The sequence below is a fragment of the Enterobacter sp. R4-368 genome (assembly GCF_000410515.1).
Classification (GTDB): Bacteria; Pseudomonadota; Gammaproteobacteria; order Enterobacterales; family Enterobacteriaceae; genus Kosakonia.
Window position 1 is genome coordinate 2,964,024 of sequence record NC_021500.1, and the last position, 12,143, is coordinate 2,976,166.

The 12,143-nt window shown below is 54.2% G+C and carries 11 protein-coding genes and 1 other annotated feature; of the genes, 4 read left to right on the forward strand and 7 right to left on the reverse strand.

All coding sequences use genetic code 11. From position 1 onward, the window contains the following. Positions 1-14: 14 nt before the first annotated feature. Both H650_RS13965 and H650_RS13970 read right to left on the reverse strand, forming a co-directional pair. The gene (locus H650_RS13965) at positions 15-1,337 is read right to left on the reverse strand and encodes a 6-phospho-alpha-glucosidase (RefSeq protein ID WP_020455834.1); all 1,323 of its coding nucleotides are present in this window, start codon (positions 1,335-1,337) and stop codon (positions 15-17) included. Then, positions 1,334-2,953 (reverse strand): alpha-glucoside-specific PTS transporter subunit IIBC, encoded by a 1,620-nt coding sequence (locus H650_RS13970; protein ID WP_020455835.1) that lies wholly within the window; start codon positions 2,951-2,953, stop codon positions 1,334-1,336. The genes H650_RS13965 and H650_RS13970 overlap by 4 nt, the downstream gene beginning before the upstream one ends. A 219-nt stretch (positions 2,954-3,172) precedes the next feature. Between H650_RS13970 and H650_RS13975 the strand changes: the two genes are divergently transcribed. Then, positions 3,173-3,919 (forward strand): GntR family transcriptional regulator, encoded by a 747-nt coding sequence (locus H650_RS13975; RefSeq protein ID WP_020455836.1) that lies wholly within the window; start codon positions 3,173-3,175, stop codon positions 3,917-3,919. Here H650_RS13975 and H650_RS13980 read toward each other — a convergent pair. Beyond that, on the reverse strand, positions 3,887-5,548 hold the full coding sequence (locus tag H650_RS13980) for a putative transporter (protein WP_020455837.1): 1,662 nt from the start codon (positions 5,546-5,548) through the stop codon (positions 3,887-3,889). The two genes, H650_RS13975 and H650_RS13980, sit on opposite strands and share 33 nt — an antisense overlap. Before the next feature lie 288 nt (positions 5,549-5,836). On the opposite strand from H650_RS13980, the gene oxlT reads away from it, so the two are divergent. Next, the gene (gene oxlT, locus H650_RS13985) at positions 5,837-7,099 is read left to right on the forward strand and encodes an oxalate/formate MFS antiporter (protein WP_044489532.1); all 1,263 of its coding nucleotides are present in this window, start codon (positions 5,837-5,839) and stop codon (positions 7,097-7,099) included. Positions 7,100-7,141: 42 nt separating this feature from the next. Here the strand turns inward: oxlT and ibpB are convergent, their stop codons facing one another. Further along, positions 7,142-7,570 carry a small heat shock chaperone IbpB gene (gene ibpB, locus H650_RS13990; RefSeq protein WP_017458081.1) on the reverse strand — a complete coding sequence of 143 codons (429 nt, stop codon included), beginning with the start codon at positions 7,568-7,570 and terminating at the stop codon, positions 7,142-7,144. A 110-nt stretch (positions 7,571-7,680) separates the two neighbouring features. Beyond that, a complete protein-coding gene (gene ibpA / locus H650_RS13995) occupies positions 7,681-8,094 on the reverse strand; it encodes a small heat shock chaperone IbpA (RefSeq protein WP_020455839.1) in 414 nt (137 codons plus the stop codon). After that, positions 8,088-8,163, reverse strand: a sequence feature (ROSE (Repression Of Heat Shock gene Expression) occurs in the 5'-region of heat shock genes and acts as an RNA thermometer to modulate expression.). (Overlaps the previous gene by 7 nt.) 242 nt (positions 8,164-8,405) lie before the next feature. Here ibpA and H650_RS14000 point away from each other — a divergent pair. Then, positions 8,406-8,732, forward strand: coding sequence for a YceK/YidQ family lipoprotein (locus H650_RS14000; RefSeq protein ID WP_044489763.1), 327 nt, complete (start codon positions 8,406-8,408; stop codon positions 8,730-8,732). A gap of 1 nt (position 8,733) precedes the next feature. Here the strand turns inward: H650_RS14000 and H650_RS14005 are convergent, their stop codons facing one another. Then, positions 8,734-9,960: a YidR family protein gene (locus H650_RS14005; RefSeq protein ID WP_020455841.1), complete on the reverse strand. Its 1,227-nt coding sequence runs from the start codon at positions 9,958-9,960 to the stop codon at positions 8,734-8,736. Between the two features lie 124 nt (positions 9,961-10,084). Between H650_RS14005 and H650_RS14010 the strand changes: the two genes are divergently transcribed. After that, on the forward strand, positions 10,085-11,173 hold the full coding sequence (locus tag H650_RS14010; RefSeq protein WP_020455842.1) for an FAD-binding protein: 1,089 nt from the start codon (positions 10,085-10,087) through the stop codon (positions 11,171-11,173). 21 nt (positions 11,174-11,194) lie between these two features. Here H650_RS14010 and yidA read toward each other — a convergent pair whose 3' ends face one another. Beyond that, positions 11,195-12,007: a sugar-phosphatase gene (gene yidA / locus H650_RS14015; RefSeq protein ID WP_020455843.1), complete on the reverse strand. Its 813-nt coding sequence runs from the start codon at positions 12,005-12,007 to the stop codon at positions 11,195-11,197. Positions 12,008-12,143 lie beyond the last annotated feature (136 nt).

Below are 12,143 nucleotides of genomic sequence, written 5' to 3' on the forward strand. Positions count from 1 at the left end.
GCCGGTCGCGGGGATTAATGCAACTCAGGCCAGAACGCTTTATTGGCTTCGACTAAATCATCCAGAATGGCTTTGGCGACAGAAGCGCTCGGAACCGTTTTGGACAAGGTTATCGCCTGCCACAACTTCTGATAAGAGCGCTGTTCCCAGGCATCGACCACCAGTTTTTCCACGGCAACCTGCTGGCTCATCAGCCCCTTCTGGAAATGGGGGATATCGCCAACCGTGAGCGGTTGCGGGCCGTTTTTACCCACCAGACAAGGGATCTCCACCATCGCGTCAGCATCAAAGTTATGGATTGCGCCGTTGTTCGGCACAATCAGCAGCATCCGTTCCTGAGTGTTAAAGGCGATGGCGGTTGCCAGATCGACGATGTACGACGCATGTTCGTCGATTTCCAGCTCACCTGCCGATGATTTTCCCGCTTCGATAATGGCGCGACAGGAACCAAACACCTGTTTTTCACGGTGATCCATCACTTCATTGGCGCGGGTACGCTCAGGGTTGGAATGCGCCACCACATAATCCGGGAACAAGTAATACTTCAGATAGGTGTTCGGCATCGTATCCGGGTCAAGCGCCTGCACATCTTTCGCTTTGGCGAAGGTATCGTTCCAGCTTGCTTCGGTGTGCTCATCTTTCGCCGGAGGAACATAGCCATTTTTTGCCACATATTCGCGTAATTTCGGCATTAAATCGTTGCCGTCCAAATCTTCAATCGATGTCCACCAGCCAAAGTGGTTCAGCCCGTAATAGCGCACCCGCATCTGTTTACGATCTTGCAGGCCCACAATCTGCGCCATGCGCCCTTCAATGCCGATGGGCATATCGCAGATATTAAGGATTTTTGCCTGCGGACGCAGACGGCGCGTCGCTTCCGCCACGATTGCCGCCGGGTTGGAGTAGTTCAGCATCCAGGCATTCGGGGAGTATTTTTCCATATAGTCCACCAGCTCCAGTACGCCACCAATCGAGCGCATACCGTAGGCAATACCGCCTGGGCCACAGGTTTCCTGGCCGACAACACCGTGGCGCAACGGGATTTTTTCATCCTGTTCACGCATCGGATATTTGCCTACGCGGATATGCGCCATCACAAAATCGACATCGCTAAAGGCGGTTTTTGGATCGGTGGTGTAACTGAATTCAATATCCGGTGCCTGCTCCCGCAGGATGATTTTGCAGGCCTCGGCGATAGTTTCCTGGCGCGCGCCATCGTTGTCATAAAACTTCAGCGCCCGCAGCGGAAAGCGATCGCGATTAGCCAGCAGCATTAAAACGATACCCGGCGTAAAGGTGCTGCCGCCACCGGCAATAACAACGGAGAATTTTTTCATGATACAGCCTCTGTCATGGTAGATGGTTCGGGGGATAAAGGGGTTTTCATTAACGATTCGATTTGGTCGCGTACTTGCGGGACATGCAGCCCGACAATCACCTGGATGGCGTTGCCGCGCCGGACCACGCCGTGCGCGCCAAGCGCTTTAAAGACGTCATCGCTTTGTGTTTTCGCCATATCGACCAGCGCGATACGCAGCCGGGTGGCACAGTTATTCACGCTTTCAATATTTGCGCTGCCACCCAGTGCCTGCAGGAAACCGGCTGCCTGGCCGAGCTGGGTATTCGCTGCCGCTGCCGTGGTTTGCCCGCGCGCGGCTTTGTAATCGGCTTTGCTGTAGAGTTTGATTTCGCTCTCTTCCCGGCCTGGGGTTTTCAGGTTAAAGCGCACAATCAATGTGCGGAAAACCACGAAGTAGAGCGCGGTAAAGCACAGGCCAATAGCGATTTGGGTGAATACCATCGCCGCATGGTTATGGAACATCGGGATCCAGTTTTGCGGCAGGAACTGGTCAAGCAGCCCGCCGCCCATATTGCCGACTACGCCAAAGCTGTACATCACCGTCGCCATGGTGGCGGCGAGTACCGCGTGAATAGTGAACAGCAGCGGCGAGATAAACAGGAAGGTAAATTCCAGCGGCTCGGTGATCCCTACCAGTACAGCAGTGAGCGTGGCGGGGATCAGCAGACCGGCAACTTTGACGCGGTTTTCCGGCGCGGCGGTGTACCACAATGCCAGCGCGATACCGACAGAACCGAAGACTTTCGAGTTACCGTGCAGCGCAAATCCGCCTTCCGGGAACAGAGCTTTCAGCGGCTCGGTGCTCTGGCTGAATTCTTGTAAGTGCTGCGCCCAGTAAACCTGGATGCCACCTTCCACTGCCGCCGGGCCGAAGATAAACGGGCCATAGACAAAATGGTGCAACCCGGTCGGGATCAGAATGCGTTCGAGGAAGGTATACACCCACACGCCCAGCGCACCGGCAGAGCGTAAAAAAGCCTGTAAGGATTCAATGCCCAACTGCACTTTCGGCCAGCCGAGCAGGGTTAACCACGCGCAGGGGATCATCACCAGAAAGGCGATAATCACCACAAACGACGTGCCCTGGAAAATCCCCAGAAAGACCGGTAATGGCTTTTCAAAAAAACGGTTATGGATGGCGGTCACAATGCCGGAAATCACGATCGCGCCAATAATGCTGGTATCGAGCGTTTTAATCCCGGCGATCAGCGTCAGACCGCTACCGGCCGTCGGCTCTGCGGAGAAATCCACGCCAAAGAAGTGACCCCAGGTCATTCCCATCGCGTTAATAAAGTAGTTCCAGGTTAAAAAGCTGATCAGTACCGCGAGGCAGGCACGCCCCTGCGCTTGTTTTGCCAGGCCAATCGGTAAACCAACGGCAAACAGCAGCGGCATATTACGAAACACGGTCCAGCCGCCTTCTTCGATAATGTGCACAATCTGCGCGAAAAGGTTATCGGGTGCGGTTAATGCTTCACCGACGAAAAGCGGGTTGCGCAGCATAATGGCGATACCCACCACCATGCCCGCGAAGGGAAAAAGCAGCACCGGGGTAAACATTGCGCCGCCGAAACGTTGTATTTGACTGAGCATAGTTAAATCCTCATGAAACAACCTGTAGGGGAGAGGCCTTGTTTTGTTTTAGTGGCCTGAAATGAGCATAAGAATTCACCTTCCTGCCAGCAGGACGCGCCGCTGCGTTCCGTGATCCCTTTCATGGTTTTATTTCACCCCTTCAGGTCTACTTTTTGAGTTAAAAATAGACATGTAGGGTGCGTATATTCCTGACATGGGGTGTAAAGAGGTATACAGGTGATCTACAAATCGATAGCCGAGCGACTGCGTCTGCGGCTGAATTCCTCGGATTACAACGTCGGTAGTCCCTTACCGGGTGAAAAAACGCTGGCGCAGGAGTTTGGCGTGGCGCGAATGACCATTCGCAAAGCGGTTGATCTGCTGGTGGTGTGGGGGCTGGTGGTGCGCCGTCACGGCAGCGGAACCTTTGTGGCGCGCAAAGATGTACATCATGAAACTACCAACCTGACGGGGCTGGTAGAAGTGCTGCGCCAGCAAGGGAAAGAGGTACACAGCAAAGTGCTGCTGTTTGAAGTGATGCCTGCGCCACCGGCGATCGCCAGCCAGTTGCGCATCCAAATCAATGAGCGCATCTACTTCTCGCGCCGCGTGCGTTATGTCGAAGGCAAACCGCTGATGCTGGAAGATAGCTATATGCCGGTGAAACTGTTCCGTACGCTCTCGCTGGCGCACCTTGAAGGGTCAAAGTTCGATTACATCGAAAAGGAGTGCGGAATAACAATTAGCGGCAACTACGAAAGCCTGACGCCGGTGCTGGCAGATAAGCAACTGGCGCAAATATTGAACATCCAGGAACAAACGCCGCTGCTGCGCATCACCTCCCTTTCCTACAGCGACAGCGGCGAGTTCCTTAACTACTCGGTGATGTTCCGTAACACCCGCGATTACCAGGTGGATTACCATTTGCGGCGTATCCACCCGGAAACGCCATTAGCCCATTCCCCAGAAGATCACCGCCAGTAATTGCGGCGTGATAATGCGCAAAAACATCACCAGCGGATAGACCGTGGCATAGGCGAGCGCCGCCGCGCCGCTGGTGGGGTGCAACGCGTTAGCAAAGGCCAGCGCGGGCGGATCGGTCATCGACCCGGCTAACATGCCGCATAAGGTCAGATAGTTCATCTTCGCCAGCATCCGCGCCAGCAAACCGACGGTTATCAGCGGAACGGCAGTAATGAAAATGCCGTAACACATCCATTTCACCCCATCGCCGTGAGTCAGCGTGGCGATAAAATCCCCGCCGGATTTCAGCCCAACCACCGCCAGAAACAGCACGATACCCAGTTCCCGCAGCGCCAGATTGGCGCTTGGCGGCATAAACCAGTACAACTTGCCAATGGTACCAATGCGCCCAAGGATCAGCGCCATAATCAGCGGCCCACCGGCCAGACCTAATTTTAGCGCCGCAGGAAAACCGGGAATAAACAGCGGGATCGACCCTAACAATACGCCGAGACCAATACCGATAAACACTGGCAGCATCTGCACCTGTTGCAGTTTATGTTGCGCATTACCCACTTCATTGGCGACGGCTTCAATCGCCGATGGTCGCCCGACCAGATTAAGAATATCGCCGAATTGCAGGCTGGCGTCGCTGCTCGCCACCAGTTCAACCCCGGCGCGGTTAAGCCGTGAAATCACCACGTCATAGCGCTCTTTAAAGTGCAGGTCGCGAATCTTTTTCCCCAGCACTTTTTCGTTGGTCACCACCACGCGCTCCACTCGCAAATCCGTACCGCGCGTGGATAACGAGACATCAACTTCCTGGCCGATAACCAGTTGAGCGTTATGCAGATCTTTAGGTAATCCCACCAGATGCAGCAAATCGCCGGCTTCAATCAGCGTACCGGGCGCAGGCACCATCAACAACTCACCGCGTTTTAAGCGCGAGCAGATGATTTTATCGCTGTTGAGGATCGGCACGTCCTGAATTGCCATCTTGTTGAGATTCGGGTTTTCGACGCGAATATTGATGGTGCGAATCAGCGATGTGCCGTTACTGAGCGTGGCGTCGTGCTTACGCGCTTCCTCATCCACATTGACGCGAAACAGCACGCGCAGTAACCACATGCTGAGCAAAATGCCGCAGATACCGAACGGATAGGCCATCGCGTAGCTCATGCCCATCTGATCCAGCACCGGGCCTGCAATGCCCAAATCACGCAGGATTTGTTGCCCCGCGCCAAGTGCAGGCGTGTTGGTTACCGCGCCGGAGAAAATCCCCAGCACCACCGGCAACGGAATGGCGAACAGCTTATACAGAATGGCGGTGACAAGGCCGCCGAGAAGCACTATCAGAATAGCGAACAGATTCAGCCGCAGGCCGGAGACGCGTAACGAGGCGAAGAACCCGGGGCCGACCTGAATGCCGATGGTATACACAAACAGGATCAGGCCGAACTCCTGCACGAATAACAACATTGGGCTACTCAATGGAATGCCCAGCTGATCAACAAAGTGGCCGACGATTATCCCACCGAACAGCACACCACCAATGCCAAACCCGACGCCACGAATCTTCAGGTTTCCTATCCATAACCCGACGACAGCAACGAGTGCCAGAACGCTTACGGTTAATGCGATATCACTCATGATCGTTTCCCTGTACATGATGACTACAGGAATATTGGCAGAAGCTGTAATAACTGTATGGGTGATGCTGCACAAAGTGCAGGGATTTTCTCTGCTTCGTGATGTGGCGAAAAGTGCACCAGCAAACGACGGTTGCCCCGAATCAAAGCAGTGCTGTTCGCCTGTCTGACTGCTTCAGGATTGATTCAAACCCTATGCCTGCTAAGCATCGATGCAATCCCAGCCGCAACAACAGGTTATGGCATAGTTAATGCAAAAGACCACTTTTGTTAACAACAGGGTGGCAGAATGACAAATACAACATTGACCAACGTGGTAGTAGCAAGCCCGAAAAAGTGGATGCAACTGGCGCTGGGCCTGGTGTGCATGGTTTCTATTTCCAGCCCGCAGTATGTCTGGGCGCTGCTGACGCGACCGTTTATGGAAAAACTGCACGTGCCCCTGGCGGAAATCCAGCTCACTTTTTCGCTGCTGATTATTCTGCAAACCTTCTTCTCCCCCTTTCAGGGGCGATTAATTGATAAGTTTGGCCCGCGGCGGCTGATTGCCATCGGCACGGTGTTGAGCGGCGTAAGCTGGATGCTGACCGCCACCATCAGCAGCCTGACGGAACTCTATCTCTATTACGGCGTACTGGGCGGCCTTGGCACCGGCATTGTTTATATCGGCGTGGTTGGCCTGATGGTGCGATGGTTCCCGGAAAAACGCGGATTTGCCACAGGGATGGTGGCGGCGGGCTACGGTATGGGCGCGATCCTGACAACTTTCCCGGTGACACAATCGCTGGCTGCCAAAGGGCTGGAGAATACGCTGTGGCAATTTGGCCTGCTGATGGCGGTCATCGGGTTTATCGCCAGTCAGGGGCTACGGGCACCGCACAGCATTCGAACAGAAGAAATTACCAGCAACCTGAAGATGAACGATAAAAGCTCCGCGCCGAAAGAGATGCTGCGAAAACCGCTGTTCTGGTTGATGTTTGCGATGATGACCATGATGTCTACCTCAGGGTTGATGGTGACGTCGCAGATGGCCATTTTCGCTGAGGATTTCGGCATCACTGCCGTAACGGTAATGGGGATGGCGGCGCTGCCGCTGGCAATGACCATTGACCGTTTTATGAATGGGCTGACGCGCCCGGTGTGCGGTTATATTTCTGACCGGATTGGCCGGGAAAACATGATGTTTATCGCTTTTGGCCTGGAAGGCTGCGCAATGGCGCTGTGGCTGCTCTGCAAAGACGATCCGCTGCTGTTTGTTCTGCTTTCCGGGGTGGTATTTTTCGGCTGGGGCGAGATTTTCTCCCTGTTTCCCGCCACGCTCACCGACACCTTCGGTACGCAGCATGCCACTGCGAATTACGGCTGGCTCTATATATCTCAGGGGATTGGTTCGATTTTCGGCGGCCCGCTGGCGGCGCTGCTGTATCAGCAAACCGGTAGCTGGGATTTGGTATTTGGCTGCGCCATTACGCTGGATATTCTCTGTGCTTTGCTGGCATTTTTTGTGCTGAAACCCTGGCGCCACCGCTTCTTGCAGGGCGTGCGGGCATAAACAAAAAAGGCCCCGCATGCGGAGCCTTTTCGTTACTGACCGTTAGCTGTTTAACGCCGGGCGATTGCTGATGGCAATGCGCTGAGGCGCGGCGCTTTCCGGCACGTTACGCAGCAGATCGATATGCAGCAGGCCGTTGGTGAAGGTCGCACCGGAGACCTCCATATAGTCGGCCAGCGTAAAGCTCAGGCTAAACGGCTGGATCACCAGCCCCTGATGCAGCCATTTCGGCTCGTTGGCCGGTTTTTCCGGCGTACCTTTAACGGTTAAGCGCCCGTTTTCCAGCTGAATATCCAGCTCTTCCTGGCGGAAACCAGCCAGCGCGAGGGTAATGCGGTAGTGATTGTCGTCGCCCTTCTCAATGTTGTAGGGCGGAAACGCCTGTTGCTCACTGGTGCTTTGCAGGGCGTTGGCCAGTTTGTCAAAGCCGATCCATTGACGCAGCAGCGGGGATAAATCGTAGTTACGCATTGTGTTTCTCCTTCTAAGAAGCGAGTGAATACCTGCGAGCGCGTAAGCTCACATATGCTCCCTGTCGGCGAGCATGTCTGGGACGGGCCGCCAGCCGCGACCCTGGATAATTAGTTAATTTCGATACGACGCGGTTTTTTCTCTTCCGGGATCACGCGTTCTAAATCGACATACAGCAGGCCGTTGACCAGATTGGCACCCTTCACGTGGATATTTTCCGCCAGCTGGAATTTACGCTCGAAGTTACGTTCGGCGATGCCCTGATAGAGGTAAGTGCGCTCTTTTTGTTCGTCGGTATGGGCACCTTTCACCACCAGCAGGTTGTCCTGCGCGGTGATTTCCAGCTCGCTTTCCGCGAAACCGGCCACAGCAATAGCGATGCGATAGTGGTTTTCATCCACTAACTCAACGTTGTACGGAGGGTAACCACCATTGCTCTGGTTCTGATTGTTTTCCAGCAGGTTAAACAGACGGTCAAAACCAATGGCTGAACGATAAAGCGGGGAAAGATCGAAGTTACGCATAGTTAAAGCTCCTGAAATCAGCGAGATTTTTATGCCTTCCACCATGGACAGGCAACTAACGTAGCCGAACACCCTTCCGGCATGTTCCCGGGCTACATTCCTAAAATGTGGTTGAAGGAGAGGTTTTCAAGCCCGCAATTCGGACTTTTTTTTGCACTTTCTGGCACAACGCATAGACTGGGGTAGCAGCACAAAAAGTTAAAGTGCGAATGCCGCCACAGAGCGGAGCTCGAATGCTGTCGCTTTCTCGTTCGGGAGGCTATAACCCCCTGGATAGCATTCAAACGATAAACAACGATGACAAATCGAAAATGAAAACGATTCTGATAGTTTCTGCATTGCTCAGCGGGATGGTGTTGTCGGGGTGTTCAAGCGTGATGTCGCATACTGGCGGCAAAGAGGGGACGTACCCCGGCACACGCGCCAGTTCGGCGATGCTGTCTGATGATGACACCGGCATAGGCACGAAATCACTGGTGGTGCTGGATATGCCCTTTACCGCCATCCTGGATACGCTATTGCTGCCGTGGGATCTTTTCCGCCGCGATAGTTCTCTCAAATCGCGGGTGGAACAAAGCGAGAAAGCCTCGCTGGCGACCGATTCGGTGATCCCCCCCGCGCCCATGCCGGCACATTAAATTACCTGCCGGTTTCCGTCATCCATAGCTGGCGGAAACCGTCCACCTCTTCCATCCAGGCAATCTGCTTACCATCCGGTGAAAACACGACCGCATCTGCCGACGGCGGATTTGCATGATCGGCGCTCAAAAAGGTGATATCGCCATGCTGCGCGTCGCACATCGCAATACGGTTTTCCAGCACAAATCCCAGCGCTTTGCCGGAAGGATGCCAGTTAAAAGCTGACTGAATTCCGTGAGTTGTATGCGTTAACTGGCGCGGTTCGCCGCCGTCCGGGCTTATCAGCCACAATTGCACAATGCCATCGTCGTCGCGCATCAGAAACGCGATTGCCGTGGCTTGCGGATTGCTGCGCACCCAGTGACGCGGCACATTCACTAATCCTGGGTAGCGGCGGTGATGGGTAAACGTCAGGCGTTTTTGCATCACACCTTTTGGCGGCGCGGGCAGGGTTTGTTCGCTGCCCGCTAATGGCGCATCGCCCGGCGTTTTCCAGCCCTGTTCATTGCCGGGAAGCGCAACAATAAACAACTCCGGCACTTTTTCACCGCTGTGCGACAAGGTATCGCCGATAAACGCCAGCCGCTGATTGCCCACCCACCCCTCTTCATACGCGCGGTTGATCTCATCGCTACCCGGCTGTGGCACGGGCGTCGTGCGGCTAACCAAAACACTCCAGTGGCTTCCACCATATTCGCGTGGATGCGTGCAAGGCGGCGTAACCGGGCCAAACGGCACCGCGACACCGACATTGCGTAAATCCAGAGCCGGATCGCGCTCGTGCAATACATGGTCGTTATACGTGAAGCTCACAAACTCACCATTCGGGCTGAACACATGCACATGTGTGCCGCCGCGTAATGCACCGGGCGTGTAAGGCGCGGTAATGTCCAGCGCATCAAGGTTACGGACGATACCATTTGCCAACGCCACGCCGCGCCGATGGTGAAAATCATACTGCCAGCTGGCGTCCGGGTTTTCCGGACCGTGGATAAAGACATACTCTTGCGCCCGAGGGTTCACCGTCACCACCCCGACATGCGCACCGTGTGTTGCGGTATACAGCACCTCAACGTCACCGTTGCGCACATTGACCCGTTCAATGGTTTTACCAGTAAACGATGCGCCAGAGGGCCGAACATCAAATACCAGCCACTGGCTGTCCGCTGTCCAGGTGTTGATATTGGTAAGTTGATGATTGCGCGGAGCAAAGGTGAGCCGTTTCATGAAAAGACCCTGAAGCCATAATGTCGCTTCAGGGTATAGCAATGGGCGGGATTCGCCTACTCTGTACTTCACGGTCACTTCACAGACTCGGTATAGCCTTCCTCCCTTAACACAGGAGGAAATGATGCAGCATTTTGACGTGGCAATAATCGGGCTGGGGCCAGCGGGGGCAGCGCTGGCGCGGCAGTTAGCCGGGAACCTGAGCGTTATCGCGCTGGATAAAAAGCAGCAGCAGGGCAATAGCGGCTTTAAAAAACCGTGCGGTGGGCTGCTGGCACCCGATGCGCAGCGGGCGTTTATCCGTGCAGGTATTACGCTTCCGGTGCAGGTGATGGCCGATCCGCAGATTTTTAGCGTGCGTACGGTCGATGTGCAAAGTGGCCTTACGCGAAACTACCAGCGCAGTTACCTGAATATCGATCGCCATGCGTTTGATTTGTGGATGAAATCGTTGATTCCACCCTCGGTCAATGTTTACCACGATGCGCTGTGCCGAAAAATCTGGCGCGAAAACGATCTCTGGCATCTGACATTTTGCGCCGAAGGCGCGGAATCCACTGTGACATGCCGTTATCTGGTGGGCGCAGACGGCGCAAACTCAATGGTGCGGCGGGTTATTTACCCTGCGCATGACATTCGTAAATATGTCGCGCTGCAACAATGGTTTAAAGACCAGCACCCGCAGCCGTTCTATTCCTGCGTTTTCGATAACGCGACCACCGATTGTTATGCATGGAGCATCAGTAAAGAGGGCTACTTTATTTTTGGCGGTGCGTTTGCGTTGAAAAACAGCCGTGAAAATTTTGAGGCGCTGAAAACGCGGCTTGAGACGTTCAATTTTCGCTTCGGCGAGGTGGTGAAAAGCGAAAAATGTACCGTTCTGTGCCCGTCGCGCTGGGGCGATTTTGTTTGTGGGGAAGATAATGCATTTTTGATTGGTGAAGCGGCCGGTTTTATCAGCGCCAGCTCGCTCGAGGGCATCAGTTACGCGCTGGATAGCGCCGAAATACTCAGCGGCGTGCTTTGCAATGCGCTGGATAATGCGAATAACGTCTATCGCCAAAAAACGCGGGGATTACGCATAAAACTGCTGGGAAAAATCATTAAAAATCGCGTTCTTACCACACCGTGGTTACGCAAATGGATCATGAAAAGCGGCATTGCGCATATCCCGCTGACCGCAGAAAAACCAACAACAGCGGCAAGGGCGTAGCGCCCTTGCGCATGTTACGGCTTAGTTCAGCGCAAATTTCTCGATCGCGTAGGCAACACCGTCTTCCAGGTTCGATTTGGTGACGAAATTCGCCGCCTCTTTCACCGCCGGGATGGCGTTATCCATCGCCACGCCCACGCCGGCATATTCAATCATCGCGATGTCATTTTCCTGATCGCCAATCGCCATGATCTCCTCTTGTTTGATATTCAGCGCATCGGCCAGCGATTTGACGCCGGTGCCTTTGTTGACGCGTTTATCAAGGATTTCAAGGAAATACGGTGCGCTCTTCAGCACGGTATATTTCTCTTTCACTTCCTGCGGAATACGGGCAATGGCCTGATCAAGAATGGTTGGCTCATCAATCATCATCACTTTCAGCAACTGGATTGTCGGATCCATTTTCTCGGCTTCGCAGAACACCAGCGGAATGGTGGCGACGTAAGATTCATGCACGGTGTAGTAGCTGATGTCACGGTTAGCGGTGTAGAGCGTATTGCGATCCAGCGCGTGAAAGTGGGAACCCACTTCACGGGAGAGTTTTTCCAGATAGCGATAATCATCATAGCTCAGCGCAGTTTGCGCGACGGTGCTGCCATCGCTGGCATTCTGTACCAGTGCGCCGTTATAGGTAATGCAATAATCGCCTTCCCGTTCCATATGCAGCTCTTTCATGTAGCTGTGTACGCCCGCATATGGCCGGCCAGTGGTCAGCACCACGTTAATACCGCGTTCGCGCGCAGCGGCGATCGCGTTTTTAACCGCGGGAGAGATGGTGTGGTCCGGCAGCAGCAGCGTGCCGTCCATATCGATTGCAATAAGTTTGATAGCCATGAGATCCCCAGATGAGATATTTCCAGGCTCATGCTAACGCGATTCCGCTCAAAAAACAGCACGGATAAAACGGGAAAAGGGGGATGGAAACGGGGCGGGAAGTGCCTCTTTTAGATTTTCCCCTCTCCGGATGGAG